The following is a 19553-nucleotide window of genomic DNA, read 5'->3' as shown; positions in this document are numbered from 1 at the left end:
TTTTGCACCTGAACAATTACCGGGTTTTGATGACCAGGCGATTTGTCTGTTTTACTTCTTCCATGACCACATAGGTTCGGGTGTCGTTAACACCTGGAAGACGAAGTAATGTCTCACCTAACAGTTTACGGTAGGCGGACATGTCAGGTACGCGGGTTTTCAACAAATAGTCGAAGTCCCCTGAAACCAAGTGACACTCCTGAATATCTTCGAGTTTTTGTACTGCCGCATTAAATTGCTCAAACACATCCGGCGCGCCACGGTTGAGGGTAATCTCAACAAACACCAGCAACGAGGCATCCAGATAATGCGGGTTTAGCAATGCGGTATAACCATTGATGAAGCCCTGACGTTCCAGACGACGAACGCGCTCCAGACATGGAGTTGGAGATAATCCCACACGTTTGGAAAGCTCGACGTTTGAAATCCGGCCATCCTTTTGCAATTCGTTGAGGATGTTACGGTCAATACGGTCGAGATCTTTTCCCGGACGTTTTTTGTTGTCTACCATTATTATTGTCTCTCTGCTGTCCTTCCCTGCACCTGCCATACCCCAGCCAACTTCAATGTCTAAGGGTTGTCCCAAGCGAAGACCCGATTATTAAGGTTTACGCATCCAAAAGCCGCGTTGATCCCCTGTCAAAAGGAACACGACCGTAAAACGGATACTCAAAAGAAATAACCCTGCGAAATTAATAGATTGCATACAGCCAACCTGATTCACTAAACCCTGCTGCAACAAAAACGCAAAAAAGCAAGACCAGAACGGGTCCGGTAGCAGCCAATTGCATAAATTCAAGTCACAGACAGGCAGTTAATTTCTTCTTCCCCTGATGTTTTCGCAAATGCACAGCGGATTGTCAAAGTAAAAGAAGCAAAATCAGAAGAACGTGCCAACCTGAAAAGCTGATCCCCCCTTTTTAGCTGTCTTTTCTCTTTGAACAATAACAACTCAATGCGCGAAATAATTCAGCCAAATCCCCACAACCTGCCGTGAATTGTGACTAAAAGACCGCACTCTGTTAAACAACATTCACAGCCGCTGACATCACCGCCGTTGTTTTTCACGCTGTTCATCAAACAGTTAAGTGTCTGATAATCAGCAAAGGAAACCTTTTTACCCGTGTTTCACTGTAAAAACTATCAGACAAATCGTTAACAACATCTGAGTTTGCTTTTTTTACTGCGCCGTTTTCCCTACAATCGGTCTATCGCTTGTCGCTACCGCGGAGATGAATTACGCATGAGTACGGTTAAACACAGTAAATTATTGATTTTAGGTTCTGGTCCTGCGGGTTATACCGCAGCAGTTTATGCAGCACGCGCCAACCTTAATCCGGTTTTGATTACCGGTGTTGAAAAAGGCGGTCAGCTGACCACAACCACAGAAGTCGAAAACTGGCCGGGCGATCCTGAAGGTCTGACCGGTCCGGGTCTGATGGAACGTATGCATGAACATGCGACCAAATTTAATACCGAGATTATCTTCGACCACATTAACAAAGTCGATTTGCAGAACCGTCCGTTCCGCCTCACCGGCGACAGCGGCGAATACACCTGTGACGCGCTGATCATCGCCACCGGCGCATCCGCACGTTATATCGGTCTGCCATCTGAAGAAGCGTTCAAAGGTCGCGGCGTTTCTGCCTGCGCCACCTGTGATGGTTTCTTCTACCGTAATCAAAAAGTCGCAGTGGTTGGTGGCGGGAATACCGCAGTCGAAGAAGCGCTTTATCTGGCGAACATTGCCTCTGAAGTACACCTGATCCACCGTCGCGACAGTTTCCGTGCTGAAAAAATTCTGGTAGACCGTCTGAATGACAAAGTGGCCAGCGGTAATATTGTTCTGCACACCCACAAAACCCTGAATGAAGTGGTCGGCGATCAGATGGGTGTTACCGGCGCGAGCTTGCTCGACGTGCGCACTGACGAGAAATCTCAGGTGGATGTTGCCGGTGTATTCATCGCTATCGGTCACAGCCCGAACACCGGCATTTTCGAAGGTCAGCTGGAACTCAAAGACGGCTACATCAAAGTGCAGTCCGGTTCCCACGGCAATGCGACACAAACCAGCATTCCGGGTGTTTTCGCCGCAGGCGATGTTATGGACCATATTTACCGTCAGGCGATCACGTCCGCCGGTACCGGTTGTATGGCCGCGCTGGATGCCGAGCGCTATCTGGACGGTTTATCGCAAGCACCGGATTTGTAAGCATCTCCCCTTCTGTTTGCCCTTAAAAAGAGGCGGCGTAATTGCCGCCTTTTTCATATTTTCAGTTTGCGGTCCGAGCATGTAACATAAGCGCCCTCCCATCCGGATTGCTGCACAGACTGAAGCCTGATGAATAAAACACGACAACAAGAACTTACCCGCTGGTTAAAACAACAAAGCTCCCGCGCCAAAGGCTGGATCCGTCTGTCTATGATGCTGGGTCTGCTTTCTGGTTTACTGATCCTCGCACAGGCCTGGCTGATGGCCGGATTACTGCACAGCCTGATCATCGAGCACACTCCGCGTGATGCGCTGCTGCAAAGTTTCCTGTTAATGGCACTGACCTTTGTGTTGCGTGCCGTCGTGACCTGGCTACGTGAACAGGTGGGCTTTATCTGCGGACGCTTTATCCGCCAGGAAATGCGCAAACTGGTGCTGGATCGTCTGGAAAAACTGGGGCCTGCATGGATCCAGGGCAAACCGGCGGGCAGCTGGGCCAGCATCATTCTTGAACAAATCGAAGATATGCAGGATTACTATTCCCGCTATCTGCCACAAATTGCACTTGCCGGTATTATTCCACTGCTGATTTTAGTCAGCGTCTTCCCGATTAACTGGGCCGCAGGGCTGATCCTGCTGGTTACCGCACCGCTGATCCCGCTGTTTATGGCGCTGGTCGGAATGGGTGCGGCAGATGCTAACCGCCGCAACTTTGTCGCGCTGGCGCGTCTTAGCGGAAACTTCCTCGACAGTCTGCGCGGTCTGGATACACTTCGCCTGTTCCACCGCGGCACGGCAGAAATCGACCAGATCAAACGCTCAACGGAACAGTTTCGCGCACGCACAATGGACGTTCTGCGTCTGGCCTTTTTATCTTCCGCAGTCCTGGAATTCTTCGCTTCCATCTCCATTGCGGTTGTCGCGGTGTACTTCGGTTTCTCTTATCTGGGCGAACTGAACTTTGGCAGCTACGGCACGCCTGTGACCCTTTTCGCCGGTTTTCTGGTGCTGATACTTGCCCCGGAGTTTTTCCAGCCTCTGCGTGATCTGGGCGCGTTTTATCACGCCAAAGCGCAGGCCGTCGGCGCAGCAGAAAGTCTGGTGACATTCCTGAGTGCTGAAAGTGCCGATATGGGTGACGGTGACCAGAATTTCCCGGCCGGTAAAACGGTGGAACTGGAAGCCCGCGATCTGATTATTCAGTCGCCACAGGGTAAAACGCTGGCCGGTCCGCTGACCTTCAGTATTCCGGCAGGACAACGTATCGCCATCGTCGGCCTGAGCGGTGCGGGTAAAAGTTCATTGCTAAACGCCCTGCTCGGCTTCCTGCCTTATCAGGGTTCAATTACCGTCAGCGGTATGGAACTGAAATCATTACGCAACGATGAATGGCGTAAACAGCCGAGCTGGGTCGGCCAGAATCCACATCTGCCCGAACAAACCCTGCGCGCCAACATTCTGCTCAATCAGCCGGATGTCAGCGATGAACAGCTTCAGTCTGCCATCGACCGTGCGTATGTGAGTGAATTCCTGCCGCTGTTACCGCAGGGACTGGAAACCGAACTGGGCGACAGCGCGGCGCGGTTATCCATCGGTCAGGCGCAGCGCGTGGCCGTAGCCCGCGCCCTGCTCTCGCCGTGCAGTTTATTACTGCTTGATGAACCCACCGCCAGCCTCGACGCACACAGCGAAAAACGGGTAATGAGCGCGCTGAACGACGCGTCTAAAGCACAAACCTCCCTGCTGGTGACGCATCAGCTGGAAGACACCCGGGACTACGACGAAATCTGGGTGATGGATAAAGGCCTGATCGCTGAGCGTGGCACATTTGCGCAACTGGTGGCTCAGAACGGATTATTCACCAGCCTGCTTTCCCAGCGGAATAAGGAGCTGTAATCATGAAAACTCTTCTGCCTTATCTCGCGCTGTATCGCCGTCACTGGTTCCGCCTGTCTCTGGGCATCATTCTGGCTATCGTCACTTTACTGGCGAGCATCGGGCTGCTGACGCTTTCGGGATGGTTCCTCGCGGCCTCCGCCGTGGCGGGTATCGCCGGTTTATACAGTTTCAACTACATGCTTCCTGCCGCCGGTGTGCGCGGGGCGGCGATATTTCGTACTGCAGGCCGCTATGCCGAGCGTCTGGTCAGCCACGACGCGACATTCCGCGTGCTCGCACATCTGCGCGTGTTTACTTTCACCAAAATTATGCCGCTGTCTCCGGGCGGTATTGCCCGTTTTCGTCAGGCCGATTTACTGAACCGGCTGGTGGCCGATGTCGATACGCTGGATCATTTGTATCTGCGGGTGATTTCTCCGCTGGTAAGTGCGCTGGTGGTGATCCTGCTGGTGACGTTTGGCCTGAGTTTCCTCGATGTGAAACTGGCGCTGACCCTCGGTGCGATCATGCTGGTGCTGATACTGCTTCTGCCGGTGATTTTCTACCGGGCGGGTAAACCGGCTGGCCGTGAACTGACGGCGCTGCGCAGTGATTACCGCATGCAGCTGACGTCATGGTTACAGGGTCAGTCCGAGCTGGTGGTCTTTGGCGCTCAGCCACGATTCCGCCAGCAACTGAACGATATCGAGCGCCGCTGGATGTTGCGCCAGCAGCAGCAGGCAAAACTGACCGGTTTGTCGCAGGCGATGGTGATTGCAGCAGCCGGTCTGACCGTGACGCTAATGCTGTGGCTGGCCGCGGGTGGCATCAGCCAGTTCCCGCAGCCCGGCGCACTGATTGCTTTGTTCGTATTTACTCCGCTGGCCGCTTTCGAAGCGCTGGGGCCGGTCGCTGCGGCATTCCAGCATCTGGGGCAAGTCATCGCTTCGGCTCAGCGCGTCAGCCAGATTATTGACCAGCCTGCCGACGTAACCTTCCCGACACAAGGTCCTGTTGCCGCTGAACACGTCAGCCTGTCGCTGCAAAATCTGAACTTCACCTATCCCGGGCAACCGCTTCCGGTGCTGAAAAACGTCACGCTGGATGTCAGGGCCGGTGAACATATCGCCCTGCTCGGCCAGACTGGTTGTGGCAAATCTACCCTGCTGCAATTGCTGACCCGCGGCTGGGATATCACCAGCGGCACGCTTGAAATCAATGGCCATGCTATCGGTGCCTACGATGAAGCAACGCTGCGTAAGATGATCACCGTTGTCAGTCAGCGAGCACATGTCTTTAACACTACGCTGCGCGAAAACCTGCGCATGGCATCACCGGATTGCACCGATGAGCAGATCGCGGAAGTCCTGAGACAGGTTGATTTACATGTGTTGTTGGAAAATGAAGGCCTGAACGCCTGGCTCGGTGAAGGTGGACGTCAGCTTTCCGGTGGCGAACAGCGTCGTATCGGGCTGGCACGTGCTTTGCTGCATGATGCTCCGCTGTGGTTGCTTGATGAACCGACAGAAGGGCTTGATGCGGAAACGGAACAACATATTTTGGCTCTGCTGCACAAGCATTGTCAGAATAAAACGCTACTCTTAGTGACGCACCGGCTGCACGGTCTGGAAACTTTCGACAGGATTTGCGTCATGGAGGAAGGTCAGATTGTGGAACAAGGTGATCATGCGTCGTTAATTGCTGCACAGGGCCGGTACGCGCGGTTTTTGTCACGTACCTGACGTCGTAGTTGCCAGTTTAGCGGCGGCCCGTGAGTCGCCGGATAAGGAGATCTATGCGGTTAGTAAAGCTTGAGGCCAATTCGGTTAATTTTCCGGATCCTGAAACTGCCTTGCAGGACCCGAATGGCCTGCTGGCTATCGGAGGTGATCTCACCGCCCCTCGCCTGCTTTCCGCGTATCAGTACGGCGTTTTCCCCTGGTTTGAACCGGGAGAGATGATCCTGTGGTGGTCACCCGATCCCCGTGCAATTTTAGTTCCGGATGAACGTCACGTCAGCCGGAGTCTGAAACGTTTCATGCGCAAAATGCCTTTTCGTTTCACACTTAACCAGCAATTTGAAAAGGTCATACGTGCGTGTGCGATGCAGCGTGAGGACGGTACCTGGATCGGACCGCTGGTTCAGCGCGGTTATCAGGAGTTACACGAAGCCGGACGCGCGCATTCAGTTGAAGTCTGGGAAGGAAATGAACTGGTTGGCGGATTATACGGTGTTTCTGTTGGCGGGTTATTTTGCGGCGAGTCGATGTTCAGTCGCCGTGAAAACGCTTCAAAAGCCGCGCTGATGGTTTTTTGCCAACATTTTTCCCGCAATGGTGGAGAACTGATTGACTGTCAGGTGCTCAACCCTCACACTGCGTCGCTGGGTGCGAGAGAGATCCCCCGCCGCCAATTTTTGCAGCAGTTATCCGAACTTTCGCAACGAGCGTTAGCGCCGGATTGCTGGTTGCCACAAGACTTATCCCCACATGATGAAGACCTGCCGGTGTTCCCGAAGGATAGGGAATAGGTGCGGTCATGGACCATACTTCTTTACATAATGTGGGTTTTTCGGCATTATCTTGCCGGTTAAAAACTATGGTAGTTAGACCTAGAGGATTCGATGGCCAAAGAAGACAACATTGAAATGCAAGGCACCGTACTTGATACGCTGCCAAACACTATGTTCCGCGTAGAATTAGAAAACGGACACGTAGTTACCGCACACATCTCCGGTAAAATGCGTAAGAACTACATCCGCATCCTGACGGGCGACAAAGTCACTGTAGAGCTGACCCCGTACGACCTGAGCAAAGGCCGCATTGTCTTCCGTAGCCGTTAATAAGCGGCTCACTCATCGCTGATTTTCCGGCGATACCTGAGGATACCCTTTTCGCCCTTCCTGCTGTTGCAAGGGCGTTTTGTGGTATCCGCAATCCGGCATTTGTTCCACGATGTATTCCACTATCCTTTCTGAAATCCCTCACTAATTACTGCAATTAAATAAAGAATTTCGGAAAGAAAAAAGGCGATGTTTTCACATCGCCTTTTGTTTTTTCATCACAGATGAAAATTAATGCACCGCACCTTCCGGTTTTTTCTTCTGCGCACTCATGAAGTGATAAGTCAGCTTGTCAGCCGCTTTATCCAGAGCCACAGAGACGGAACCGCCATCCACCAGTGAACCAAACAGCAGTTCGTTGGCGAGTGGTTTTTTCAGGTTTTCCTGAACGGTACGGGTCATCGGACGCGCACCCATCGCACGGTCGTAGCCTTTCACGGTCAGCCAGTCGCGAGCTTCATCGCTGACTTCGAGAGAAACGCCTTTCGCATCCAGCTGCGCCTGCAGTTCAACGATAAACTTATCGACAACCTGCTGAATAACTTCCGTAGACAGATGGTTGAACCAAATAACGTTGTCGAGACGGTTACGGAATTCCGGCGTAAAGGTACGTTTGATCTCTTCCATCGCATCCGGACTGTTGTCCTGATGAATCAGACCAATCGATTTACGTTCCGTTTCACGCACACCGGCGTTAGTGGTCATTACCAAAATCACGTTACGGAAATCAGCCTTGCGCCCGTTGTTATCAGTCAGCGTGCCGTTGTCCATGACCTGCAACAGCAGGTTGAAGACATCCGGATGCGCCTTTTCGATTTCATCGAGCAGCACCACGGCGTGAGGATGTTTAATCACCGCATCCGTCAGCAAACCGCCCTGGTCAAAGCCGACATAACCCGGAGGCGCACCGATCAGACGACTGACCGTATGACGTTCCATGTATTCCGACATATCAAAGCGCAGCAGTTCGATATCCAGCGCTTTCGCCAGCTGTACCGTGACTTCTGTTTTACCCACACCGGTAGGACCGGCGAACAGGAACGAACCGACAGGCTTGTGATCCTGACCCAGACCGGCGCGGCTCATTTTGATCGCTTCAGTCAGCGCTTCAATCGCAGGATCCTGTCCGAAGACCAGCATTTTCAGACGGTCGCCCAGATTTTTCAGCACATCGCGGTCTGTCGCAGACACGGTTTTTTCCGGAATGCGGGCAATACGCGCCACAACGCTTTCGATATCGCTGACGTTAACGGTTTTCTTGCGTTTGCTGACCGGCATTAACCGGCTGCGCGCGCCCGCTTCGTCGATGACGTCGATGGCTTTGTCCGGCAGATGACGGTCATTGATATATTTGACCGACAACTCAACCGCCGCACGCACCGCTTTCGCGGTGTAACGCACATCGTGATGCGCTTCGTATTTGGTTTTCAGGCCGTTAATGATCTGAACCGTTTCTTCCACGCTTGGCTCAGTAATATCAATTTTCTGGAAGCGACGTGCCAGAGCACGGTCTTTCTCAAAGATATTGCTGAATTCCTGATACGTGGTGGAACCGATCACGCGGATTTTCCCGCTGGAAAGCAATGGCTTGATGAGGTTTGCCGCATCCACCTGACCGCCCGATGCCGCACCGGCACCAATGATCGTGTGAATTTCATCAATAAACAGGATGCTGTTCTTATCCTGCTCCAGCTGTTTCAGCAGAGATTTGAAACGTTTTTCGAAATCACCGCGGTATTTAGTGCCCGCCAGCAACGAACCGATATCCAGAGAATACAGGGTGCAGTCGGCCATCACTTCCGGCACATCGCCCTGCTCGATTCGCCATGCCAGACCTTCGGCAATCGCGGTTTTACCCACGCCGGATTCACCCACCAGCAGCGGGTTATTCTTACGGCGACGGCAGAGCACCTGAATGGCGCGCTCCAGTTCTTTGTCACGGCCAATCAGCGGATCAATACCACCTACACGCGCTAACTGGTTGAGATTAGTGGTGAAGTTCTCCATACGATCTTCCCCCGCCGACTGCTCTTCGTTAACTGGGTTTTCCGCATTGTTTTGCGCCTGGCTGCCCGATTCATCTTTACGGGTGCCATGCGAAATAAAGTTCACCACATCAAGGCGGCTGACGTCATGTTTGCGCAGGAGATAGGCTGCCTGAGATTCCTGTTCGCTGAAAATCGCGACCAGAACGTTAGCGCCCGAGACTTCGCTGCGGCCAGAAGATTGCACGTGGAATACCGCACGTTGCAGAACGCGCTGGAAACTCAGCGTAGGCTGGGTGTCACGTTCCTCTTCACTGGCGGGTAAGGTGGGTGTGGTTTGCTCGATGAAGGCTTCCAGCTCCTGGCGTAATGCCACCAGATCGACTGTACAGGCTTCAAGCGCTTCACGGGCAGCAGGGTTGCTGAGCAACGCCAGCAACAGGTGCTCCACGGTCATAAACTCATGCCGGTGCTCACGGGCTCTTGCGAAAGCCATGTTGAGACTGAGTTCAAGTTCTTGATTGAGCATAGGCACCTCCCAAATAGATTGCCTTAATCAGGCTTTTTCCAGCGTACACAGCAACGGATGCTCATTCTCCTTGGCGTACTCATTTACGTGTGCGACCTTGGTTTCGGCGACTTCGGCTGTATAAACACCGCATATCGCTTTGCCTCTGTAGTGCACCTGGAGCATCAGTTGCGTTGCACGTTCAATATCATAAGAAAAGAACTTTTGCAGAACGTCAATCACAAATTCCATTGGAGTGTAATCGTCGTTGTTTAATATAACTTTATACATAGATGGCGGTTTTACCTCATCCTTTTGCTTATCCGCCGCCAAATGTTCAAAATTTAGCCAGTCTTGATTATTGCCCATTGCCTGTTCATCACCTGTGAAGATCGTATCGGAAGCCAAATACACAAGCATGAAGGCTTTCTGCAGAGCCTCACGCCGTTATTACCGTATTTTACCATCTCTGGCCTCACCTTGCCGCTGCACAAAATGTTTTGCGTGCAACCGATAACGCGGATGAAAATTTAACAAAATATGTCAATAGCGTTACCTGCTTCAAACTTTGGTTATCTGCTCCCCCGGGACAAATGCCGTTTCCTTGACGTCTTTCTCTATTCCACTAGAGTGTAAATTCGTGAGCCGGACGGGGTTTAAACCGGCCTGAACAGGCGCTTATCGCCGACGTTCTGGCCTACGTGCTCACTCAACTGGCTTTATCTATTTACTACCAGACTAGTCATGAGAGGGATGTAGAAGCATGCAGACGGGTACGGTTAAATGGTTCAATAATGCTAAAGGCTTTGGCTTCATTTGCCCGCAAAATGGCGGTGAAGACATCTTCGCTCACTACTCCACAATACAGATGGAGGGTTACCGGACTTTAAAAGCCGGCCAGCAGGTCAATTTCGACGTTCATGAAGGCCCAAAGGGGAATCATGCCAGCCTCATTATTCCAGTGGAAAGTGAAGCGGTCGCCTGACCGGTTCAGCATCACGTATCAGATAACACGTCTACTGCAAATGCCGGTCACTCACTGACTGGCATTTTTATTTATGGGGGAGAATGGCTCAGGCTTCAAGCCCTCTTTACGAAAATAAAGTACATTTTTTAGACACCAATTGCTAAGACACGACATAAACAAAATCAAATCTAAACACAATCTCAACAAATCACGTTCAATTTCTCCATACTTTTCCCCGTTGCACAGTCGTTTATGCAGCTCCTGTTGAAATATCGGTAACAAAAACCCGGTTGCAAATAACAGGTAAAGACCATGACGACTCTCCATTATCCTGGCGTAGAAAAAGCCCCGCTTTCAGGCTTGCAGTTGATGAAGGCACTCCTCACCAACCGCATCACGCCGGGGCCGTCCTGGAAATTACCGCGCTATCGCCTTAAATTCCTTTTCCGCACGCTGAAGCAGCCGCGCAGAACGTTTGCACTGCTCGATTATCTGGCGCAGCATCCGCAACGTGATGAAATTCTGTTGGCAATGCCCGGCCTGCCAGCGAAATTACATCGCACCTATCAGGCAGCCAATATCAATCAGGCTCAGGCCCTGAAGCGGATCACCGATCATTACGATATGATCCAGGACTGCCTGCCGGACGCCATTAATCACGGCTATCTGAATAAAAAACCGATGGCGATTGCCACCCTGACCGGTAAAGAAGATCAGCGTTATGCCATTACCTTTAACGCCGTCAGCCGTCTGGATAAAGAAGGCGAAGCGACGCTGTCCTTCAATAATCCGCAGGGAGAACCGATTGCTATCGTGACGTTCTCTTTTATTGAGTATCAGGGTCAGCCGACGCTGTTTATTGGCGCATTGCAGGGGCCGCGCGCCCATGTGGATCACCAGGAAATTCAGACAGCTACTAAAGCCTGCCATGGGTTGTTCCCGAAACGTCTGGTGATTGAAGCGCTGACAACGCTGGCGGATGTAACAGGCATGACGCAACTGATTGCCGTCGGCAACCACACGCATATTTATGAGGATCCGCGTTACAAAAAACGTAAAGGGATGGTGTATGCCGATTACGACAGCTTCTGGGAAACGCTGGATGCAAAACAGGGCGAAGACGGTTATTTCCATCTGCCCCGCCAGATTGCGCACCGCCCGCTGGAAGAAATCGCCAGTAAACGCCGTTCCGAGTACCGCCGCCGTTATCTGCTGTTAGATGACCTGGAAAGCCAGATCCGCCAGACATTCACCAGCGGACACGGCAATCCGGTTACTGTCGCCCAAACTCAGGCTGCTTAATCGGCTCTCCCGCGCGCCAGCCAGGCCACGCGGGAAAACATCTGTCGCAGCAACGGGGGAATCGATGAGGTTCCCCGCAACGATGCCGCCATCGCCACGTCTATTGCCAGATCCGGCTTCGAACTGCGGTGAACAGCTTTATCAAGAATGCGCCTTGGCGACATTGGCGCGTTATCCGGTATTCCCGCATTCTTGCGGTAAACATCTTCAAAACCCTCGCGATACAGAAAATATTCAATGTCCTGTGCAGGTAAGGCCGTCAGCCGGTAACGCAACGTATCTTCATGGCTTTCCACATTAGCCATCACCGTCGCCGCGTATTTTCGCCCCGCTTCATCACCATCGACCAGCGCATGCCATTCAATACCCATTTGCCGGGCAAAACGCAGCAACGGCTTAAGCCCGCACTGCGCAAACTCAATGACCTTGATCCCTTCAGATTCAAAATGATAACCACATTGCCGCGCCAGCTGATTCAGCAACCAGACTTCCGTTTCCCCTTCAACCAGCAACCAGCAACGGGCGAACAAAGAAGACGGCCGGTTGAAGCGAATATGAAACGCAATGCGGCGGCTGTCTTCCAGGCTCAGCCCTTCCGGACCAATGCCATACGCGGCCACGCGACCAGATTCACGCACCAGACGACAAATTTGTTCGACCGGTACCAGGGAAAGCAAATCGCCGGAATTGGTGGTGGTGATCCGCTGCAACGGCAGCTGATCCAGCAGGCCCCACGCCACAGAAAGCATGATCGGATGCAGGCGTGTTTCGGGGTCTTCGATAAGCAACAGCGGTCTGGCATCGGGATGCAACACCACTGATCCTTTAGCCTGTAACAGCGTCGAGAACATGCCAAGCAGCATCACCCGCATACTGCGGCTGTTGGGTTCGGCAATCATACGGTTGATGTTATCCAGAGAACGCCATGCCCGGCGGCTTTCTGCGCGGCCATGACGTTTTTGCTGCCACGGCACACTGTTCGATGTCCCCTGCTCGGCAAAATAATGTTCCAGCAACTGCTGCATCGCCGAAAGCCCGCTGCGCAGTTCGCTGTTTTTCAGCGTCTGCGGGCTGTGGACCAGCTCCCGCGTCAGTTCATCCAGTTGTTTTGCCAGTTCTTCGTTATTAGCCGCCAGCCGTGGCGCCAGTGTTTCACTGCGCAGACGGCGGATAAAACGCGCATCGCGTAAACGTAATACCGGATTGAGGCGGATCAAAGCCTGCGCCAGCGGATCAATCGTCGTCAGATTTAAAGGCTGACCGCTGGACGACAGGAAGCTGCGCAGCGTCATGACGCTGCCATCGTCGTCAAGTTCGCCTTCCAGCCGGTAATAAATCCGGTTGAGTTTGTCAGCACATTTCACCCAAAGCGGTGAGAGTGAATTAAACCGCGGCGACATATGATGACCGGCCTGATTCTCACAGAACGTAAATACCACGTGCAGGTACTGGGATTTGGATTCCTCCTCGCCGGCGGGGAAATAGAAATCCTCTTCTTTAAAGCAGTACAGTTTGGGTTCCGGAGAAAGCAGCAGAGTTAACGCGTCGAGCAGACTGGATTTACCCCAGGCATTCTCACCGATGAGAACGGTGTTGGTCGGAAAGGATTCGCCCTCCCCCTGTCGGGAGGCGCCGGTAATCGATGCGCCACGTTGAGCGGGCTGTGTCAGCGTTAAAGACAGGCGGTTAATCCCGCGAAAACCGACAATATCAATACGTTCCAGATACATCAGACGCCTCCTGTGCGCTCAAAACTTTCCTGAGCATGGCGTTAAAAAATGGTTCAGGTCAAGCGTGCAAAGATATCTCTGCGTGCCGAAGCTGCTTTACAGTCAGATAACTTTTCGTTAGCGTGGCGGGCGGCCTTTTCTGCGCCGCGTTCCACTTATGGGATCTCACTTTTCAGGGACTTTTGCATCATGTATTCCGGGCTGTTAATTATTCTCCTGCCGCTGATCGCCGGCTACCTTATTCCGCTAAAAAACCGGCCCCTGCTGCATATTGTTAATCAGTTGCTGAGCTGGATGGTGTACGTCATCCTTTTCATTATGGGCATCAGTCTGGCTTTCCTCGATAATCTCAGCACAAATTTACTGCTGATTTTCAAATATGCGGCAGTGTGTTTCCTGTGCATTTTTGTGATGAACTACGCCGCGTTGTGGCTGCTCGAACGCCGCCGTCCGTGGAAATCAGAGCACAAACAGGAAAAACTGCCGTCGCGTATTCACATGGCGCTGGAATCGTTGAAGTTATGCGGTGTGGTGATCGGTGGTTTCGCGCTCGGCCTGACCCAATGGCACTGGCTGACCTTCGCCTCGCAAGCCAGCGAAATTGCGCTGTTATTCCTGCTGGCACTGGTCGGTATACAGCTTCGCAACAGCAGCATGACGCTGCGACAGATAATCCTTAACCGTCGCGGAATGATGGTCGGGGTGGTGGTCGCCGTCAGCGCCTTAGCTGGTGGTGCAATCGCCGCGTTATTGCTCGGCCTGCCGCTGAAAACCGGCCTTGCGCTCGCCTCCGGCTACGGCTGGTATTCGCTTTCCGGCATTGTGCTTACCGATTCTTTTGGCCCGGTGATCGGCAGCGCCGCGTTCTTTAACGACCTGGCCCGCGAACTGTGCGCCATTATGCTGATCCCGACGCTGGTGCGTACCAGCCGCTCGACGGCGCTCGGCTTGTGCGGTGCCACGTCAATGGACTTCACCCTGCCGGTATTACAGCGTAGTGGCGGCCTGGATATGGTTCCGCCCGCCGTCGTTCACGGATTCGTATTAAGCCTGATAGCGCCTGTGCTGATGGCCTTTTTCTCCGCCTGATACTTGTTTTCCCGCTGCTTTCCGGCAGCGGGCACTCCCCTGTAAAACTTGCGATAAATCAATTCCCCTTCACTTAGTCCTAAAAACCCCTTCATTTCCGTCCCTGCCAGTTTTAGGCTTGCATTAAAACAAGCATTTAAAATGCAACTTTAAAAAAGGACCTCATTATGTTTTGTGTGCAATGTGAACAAACAGTCCGTACCCCGGCGGGCAATGGCTGCGCTTATGCGCAGGGAATGTGTGGCAAAACGGCAGAAACCTCTGATTTACAAGACTTACTGGTCGCCGTGCTCGAAGGCCTGTCCGCCTGGGCGCTGACCGCACGAGGCTACGGGATTATCGATGAAGAGATCGACAGCTTCGCGCCCCGCGCCTTTTTCTCCACCCTGACTAATGTGAATTTCGACTCTGACCGCATCGTCGGCTATGCCCGTGAAGCCATAATCCACCGCGAATCTCTGGCCGTGCGTTGCCGCATGATGGATCCGCAAATCACCGTCAGCCATCCGCTGGCGGCGCTGGAACTGGTCAGCGAAAGCCTCCATGAGCTGCAACAACAGGCGCAGCAGTTTGCGCTGAACGGCGACAAAGCGCAGATTGGCGATGACATTCATGGCCTGCGGATGCTGTGTTTGTACGGCATGAAAGGTGCAGCGGCATACATGGAACACGCGCACGTTCTGGGGCAGTCTGACCCCGCTATTTACGCCGAATATCACCGTCTGATGGCGTGGCTCGGCACGCAGCCAGCGGACATGGGGGAACTGCTCGCAAATGCGATGGCAATCGGCAAAATGAACTTTGGTGTGATGGAAATTCTGGATAAGGGCGAAACCGATGCCTACGGCCATCCGCAGCCGACCAACGTCAATGTCCGTCCGCTGGCGGGTAAAGCGATTCTGATTTCAGGCCATGACCTGAAAGATTTGCAGATGCTGCTCGAGCAAACCGCCGGTACCGGCATCAATATTTATACCCACGGCGAAATGCTGCCTGCCCACGGTTATCCGGAACTGAAAAAATTCCCGCATCTGGCCGGTAACTACGGCAGCGGCTGGCAAAATCAGCAGGTGGAATTCGCGAAATTCCCGGGGCCGGTGGTGATGACGTCCAACTGCATCATCGACCCGAACGTCGGTAACTACGGCGACCGGATCTGGACACGCAGCATCGTCGGCTGGCCGGGCGTCCAGCATCTGGAAGGTGAAAATTTTGCGCCGGTGATCGCGCAGGCCTTGCAGCTTCCGGGCTTCCGTTACAGCGAAATTGAGCAGGAAATAACAGTCGGATTTGGCCGCCAGACGTTGCTCGGCGCGGCGGATACCGTGATTGATCTCGTCGCCGCTAAAAAACTGCGCCATATCTTCCTGATCGGCGGGTGCGACGGCAGCCGCGGCGAGCGCAGCTACTTCACCGATCTGGCACGCAGCGTACCGCAGGATTGCCTGATCATGACGCTGGCCTGTGGCAAATACCGCTTTAACAAACTGGATTTCGGTTCCATCGAAGGCCTGCCGCGCCTGCTGGACGTCGGCCAGTGTAACGACGCCTACTCTGCCATTATTCTGGCGGTCAATCTGGCCGAGAAATTAGGCTGCGGTGTGAATGATTTACCGCTGAGTCTGGTGCTTTCCTGGTTTGAACAAAAAGCCATTGTGATCCTGCTGACACTGCTGTCGCTCGGCGTAAAAAATATCGCTACCGGTCCGACGGCACCTGCCTTCCTGACCGATAACCTGCTGGCAATCCTGAATGAAAAATTTGGCCTGCGCGCAATCACTTCGGTTGAGCAGGATCTGAAAACCATGCTGCCGGAGTAAGCTGAAATGAATTTTCCTTTATTTCCCGATCAGCCGACCGCGCTGTGCCAGAACCGTATGCAGGTGTATTCCGTCACGCAGGAAACACCGGATGTCCGCACGCTGGCGCTGATAAATCACGATGTGTATCCGTATCGTCCCGGCCAGTTTGCGCTGGTCAATATCGGTCAGAGTGGCGACGTACAGCGCGCATATACGCTGTCTTCCACTCCGGGCCAGAGCCGTTTTATTCAGCTGACGGTGCGCCGCATTGAAGGAGGCGCAGGTTCAGAGTGGCTGAATGAGCAGGTAAAACCCGGTGATTATCTGTGGCTGAGTGACGCGCAAGGGGAATTCACCTGCGACACGGAACAGCCCTTGCTCTTACTGGCTGCAGGTTGCGGAGTGACGCCGGTGATGTCGATCACGCGCGATGTTCTGGCACATCATCCGGCGCAAAGCGTACAGGTGTTTTACAGCGTGCGCAGCCCGCAGGACATTATCTTTGCCAGCGAATGGCAGCAGCTGGCGGCGCGCTATCCGCAACTGAATCTGACCCTTCTTGCTGAAAATGGTGCACTGCCGGGGCAAATCGCCGGGCGTCTGAGTCAGGATTTACTGCAAAGCCGGGTGCCGGATATTAAGACACGACGCGTGATGATTTGTGGCCCCGCGCCCTATATGCAACTGGCGGGTGACTGGGCAAAAGAACTCGGTGTGGCGGCGGGCAACATCGTCAAAGAGCAATTTCAGGCGATTGAAACCGTGGTATCTGCCGATCAGCAACTGACGCTGACACGCCTGATGCCGTTACAGAATTACCGCGTTCCGGTGGGAACGACATTGCTGGCTGCCATGGAACAGCATAGTTTGCCGGTCACCGCTGCCTGCCGTGCAGGCGTCTGCGGCAGTTGTAAAACCCGGATACTTTCCGGCGATTATCAGACCACCAGCCGCATGACGCTGACCGATGAAGAAGTCGCCCAGGGTTATGTGCTGGCCTGTAGCTGTCAGCTTCAGGGTGACGTCACCCTCGCCTGATCACACATTAACTCACTGCCCGCACATGACTTTTTACAGTCTTCGCGGGCAGATTTACAAATCTTCACCTCCCTACCCCGCATATTTTTGTATGGTTTAAGGCTGAACATTCAAGGATGTAATCAGTGGACTATGCTTAATCCACTTATTTGAAAATTAGCCCTAAATCATTCGAGTTGGATCAAGGCGGCAACTGAGTGAATTCCCGGGAGCATACATAAGTATGTGACCGGGGTTCGCGAAAGCAGCCTACGCAGAGGCAGCTCGAAGGATGACGGGCGCACCGGAGGGACTATGAAACAAAGCGTAGCAGCATACCTGGCGAAAACTCTTGAAGCAGCAGGCGTAAAAAGGATCTGGGGCGTCACCGGCGACTCCCTTAACGGGCTCAGCGACAGCCTGAACCGCATGGGGACTATTGAATGGCTGGGCACGCGCCACGAAGAAGTCGCCGCCTTTGCCGCCGGTGCCGAAGCACAAATTACCGGTGAACTGGCGGTGTGCGCCGGTTCCTGCGGGCCCGGCAACCTGCATCTGATCAACGGTCTGTTCGACTGCCACCGTAATCACGTTCCGGTGGTGGCGATTGCCGCGCATATTCCGTCGAGCGAAATCGGCAGCGGCTATTTTCAGGAAACCCATCCGACAGAATTATTCCGCGAATGCAGCCACTACTGCGAGCTGATCAGTAATCCCGAACAGTTGCCGCAGGTGCTGGCGATTGCCATGCGCAAAGCCATTCTCAACCGTGGCGTGTCCGTGATTGTGCTGCCAGGCGACGTGGCGCTTAAACCTGCGCCGGAAGACGCCAAAGTCAGCTGGTATCCGCCGGTACTGCCTAAAGTCACACCACAGCCGACCGAACTGGAAAAGCTGGCCGAACTGCTGAACGGTTCGACGAACATTACAATGATGTGCGGCAGCGGTTGTGCGGGTGCGCATGACGAAGTGATTAAGCTGGCTGAAACCCTGAAAGCGCCTGTCGTCCATGCACTGCGCGGTAAAGAACACATCGAATGGGACAATCCGTACAGCGTCGGGATGACCGGTCTGATCGGATTTTCTTCCGGTTACCACGCCATGCTCAATGCCGACACGCTGATCCTGCTCGGCACGCAATTCCCGTATCGGGCGTTTTATCCGACCGATGCCAAAATCATTCAGATTGATATCAATCCGGGCAGCATCGGCGCGCATTGTCACGTGGATATGGCGCTGGTCGGCGACATCAAATCTACCCTGACCGCCCTTCTGCCGCAGTTGCAGGTGAAGAACGAACGCAAATTCCTCGACAAGGCGCTGAAGCATTACGAAGAGGCGCGTAAAGATCTCGACGGGCTGGCCACGCCGAACGACAAGCAGGCCATTCACCCGCAATATCTGGCGCAGCAAATCAGCCGCTTTGCTGCTGCCGATGCGATTTTCACCTGCGACGTCGGTACGCCGACCGTGTGGGCATGTCGTTATCTGCAAATGAACGGCCAGCGCCGTTTGCTCGGTTCCTTCAACCACGGCTCAATGGCGAACGCCATGCCACAGGCAATTGGCGCGCAGGCCATCGACCGTTCGCGTCAAGTCGTTGCGCTGTGCGGTGACGGCGGTTTCGCGATGCTGATGGGGGATTTCCTGACGCTGGCGCAGCAAAAGCTGCCGGTGAAAATCATCATTTTCAACAACAGCGTGCTGGGCTTTGTGGCGATGGAAATGAAGTCAGGCGGTTACCTGACTGACGGTACCGAACTGAAAAACCCGGATTTCGCCGCCATTGCCGAAGCCGCGGGTATCAAAGGGATCCGTGTCGAGAAAGCGTCTGATATCGATACTGCTTTGCAGGATGCCTTCGCCTACGAAGGGCCGGTACTGATTGACGTGATCACCGCCACCGAAGAACTGGCAATGCCACCGCAGATTAAATTCGAGCAGGCAAAAGGTTTCAGCCTTTACATGCTGCGCGCAGTGATCAGCGGCCGCGGCGACGAAGTGGTCGATCTGGCAAAAACCAACTGGCTGCGATAACCCTGACAGGGCTATAGTGCATGATTAGACAAACTCTCATATGCAGCCCTAAATAGTCCGGATTGAAGTAAGGCGACAAGTTTGCGAGTCCCCGGAAGCTTAGATAACTAAGTGACCGGGGTGAGTAAACGCAGTCAACGCATCAGCAATTCGAGGTATGACGGGCATTCACCCAGAAGGAAGC

The 19553-nt window shown here is 53.5% G+C and carries 15 protein-coding genes; 11 read left to right on the top strand and 4 right to left on the bottom strand.

Going from position 1 to position 19553, the window contains the following annotated elements; translation table 11 throughout:
- Positions 1-16: 16 nt before the first annotated feature.
- Entirely contained in the window at positions 17-511 is a 495-nt protein-coding gene (gene lrp, locus ACM615_RS15595; RefSeq protein ID WP_013574775.1) for a leucine-responsive transcriptional regulator Lrp, read from the bottom strand.
- Between the two features lie 732 nt (positions 512-1243).
- On the opposite strand from lrp, the gene trxB reads away from it, so the two are divergent.
- The 5 genes from trxB (at position 1244) to infA (ending at position 6932) form a co-directional block, all read left to right on the top strand.
- Positions 1244-2212 carry a thioredoxin-disulfide reductase gene (gene trxB / locus ACM615_RS15590; protein ID WP_120161190.1) on the top strand — a complete coding sequence of 323 codons (969 nt, stop codon included), beginning with the start codon at positions 1244-1246 and terminating at the stop codon, positions 2210-2212.
- Between the two features lie 129 nt (positions 2213-2341).
- Positions 2342-4108 carry a heme ABC transporter permease/ATP-binding protein CydD gene (gene cydD / locus ACM615_RS15585; RefSeq protein ID WP_431012144.1) on the top strand — a complete coding sequence of 589 codons (1767 nt, stop codon included), beginning with the start codon at positions 2342-2344 and terminating at the stop codon, positions 4106-4108.
- A gap of 2 nt (positions 4109-4110) precedes the next feature.
- On the top strand, positions 4111-5832 hold the full coding sequence (cydC, locus tag ACM615_RS15580) for a heme ABC transporter ATP-binding protein/permease CydC (protein ID WP_431012143.1): 1722 nt from the start codon (positions 4111-4113) through the stop codon (positions 5830-5832).
- Between the two features lie 53 nt (positions 5833-5885).
- Positions 5886-6620: a leucyl/phenylalanyl-tRNA--protein transferase gene (gene aat, locus ACM615_RS15575; RefSeq protein ID WP_129638973.1), complete on the top strand. Its 735-nt coding sequence runs from the start codon at positions 5886-5888 to the stop codon at positions 6618-6620.
- A gap of 93 nt (positions 6621-6713) precedes the next feature.
- Positions 6714-6932, top strand: coding sequence for a translation initiation factor IF-1 (infA, locus tag ACM615_RS15570; RefSeq protein WP_002211347.1), 219 nt, complete (start codon positions 6714-6716; stop codon positions 6930-6932).
- 231 nt (positions 6933-7163) lie between these two features.
- On the opposite strand, the gene clpA is transcribed toward infA, so the two are convergent.
- Together clpA and clpS are read right to left on the bottom strand one after the other, a co-directional pair.
- On the bottom strand, positions 7164-9446 hold the full coding sequence (gene clpA / locus ACM615_RS15565) for an ATP-dependent Clp protease ATP-binding subunit ClpA (RefSeq protein WP_112287293.1): 2283 nt from the start codon (positions 9444-9446) through the stop codon (positions 7164-7166).
- Positions 9447-9473: 27 nt separating this feature from the next.
- The gene (gene clpS / locus ACM615_RS15560) at positions 9474-9794 is read right to left on the bottom strand and encodes an ATP-dependent Clp protease adapter ClpS (protein WP_013574769.1); all 321 of its coding nucleotides are present in this window, start codon (positions 9792-9794) and stop codon (positions 9474-9476) included.
- Between the two features lie 394 nt (positions 9795-10188).
- Between clpS and cspD the strand changes: the two genes are divergently transcribed.
- Positions 10189-10410 carry a cold shock-like protein CspD gene (gene cspD, locus ACM615_RS15555; protein WP_015696601.1) on the top strand — a complete coding sequence of 74 codons (222 nt, stop codon included), beginning with the start codon at positions 10189-10191 and terminating at the stop codon, positions 10408-10410.
- 294 nt (positions 10411-10704) lie between these two features.
- The gene (locus ACM615_RS15550) at positions 10705-11694 is read left to right on the top strand and encodes a VirK/YbjX family protein (RefSeq protein ID WP_112287292.1); all 990 of its coding nucleotides are present in this window, start codon (positions 10705-10707) and stop codon (positions 11692-11694) included.
- Here ACM615_RS15550 and ACM615_RS15545 read toward each other — a convergent pair.
- Positions 11691-13424 (bottom strand): ATP-dependent nuclease, encoded by a 1734-nt coding sequence (locus ACM615_RS15545; protein WP_112287291.1) that lies wholly within the window; start codon positions 13422-13424, stop codon positions 11691-11693. The two genes, ACM615_RS15550 and ACM615_RS15545, sit on opposite strands and share 4 nt — an antisense overlap.
- Before the next feature lie 189 nt (positions 13425-13613).
- Here ACM615_RS15545 and ACM615_RS15540 point away from each other — a divergent pair, with 189 nt between their 5' ends.
- The 4 genes from ACM615_RS15540 to poxB all read left to right on the top strand — a co-directional run bounded on the left by ACM615_RS15540 (position 13614) and on the right by poxB (position 19369).
- Entirely contained in the window at positions 13614-14513 is a 900-nt protein-coding gene (locus ACM615_RS15540; RefSeq protein ID WP_112287398.1) for a lysine exporter LysO family protein, read from the top strand.
- 167 nt (positions 14514-14680) lie between these two features.
- Entirely contained in the window at positions 14681-16333 is a 1653-nt protein-coding gene (gene hcp, locus ACM615_RS15535; RefSeq protein WP_431012142.1) for a hydroxylamine reductase, read from the top strand.
- Between the two features lie 6 nt (positions 16334-16339).
- The gene (hcr, locus tag ACM615_RS15530) at positions 16340-17353 is read left to right on the top strand and encodes an NADH oxidoreductase (RefSeq protein WP_431012141.1); all 1014 of its coding nucleotides are present in this window, start codon (positions 16340-16342) and stop codon (positions 17351-17353) included.
- Positions 17354-17647: 294 nt separating this feature from the next.
- Positions 17648-19369 (top strand): ubiquinone-dependent pyruvate dehydrogenase, encoded by a 1722-nt coding sequence (gene poxB / locus ACM615_RS15525; RefSeq protein ID WP_132965401.1) that lies wholly within the window; start codon positions 17648-17650, stop codon positions 19367-19369.
- Positions 19370-19553 lie beyond the last annotated feature (184 nt).

The sequence above is a fragment of the Rahnella sp. PAMC25617 genome, assembly GCF_050606005.1.
Taxonomy (GTDB): Bacteria; Pseudomonadota; Gammaproteobacteria; order Enterobacterales; family Enterobacteriaceae; genus Rahnella; species Rahnella variigena.
This window is presented reverse-complemented; position numbering and strand designations above follow the sequence as displayed.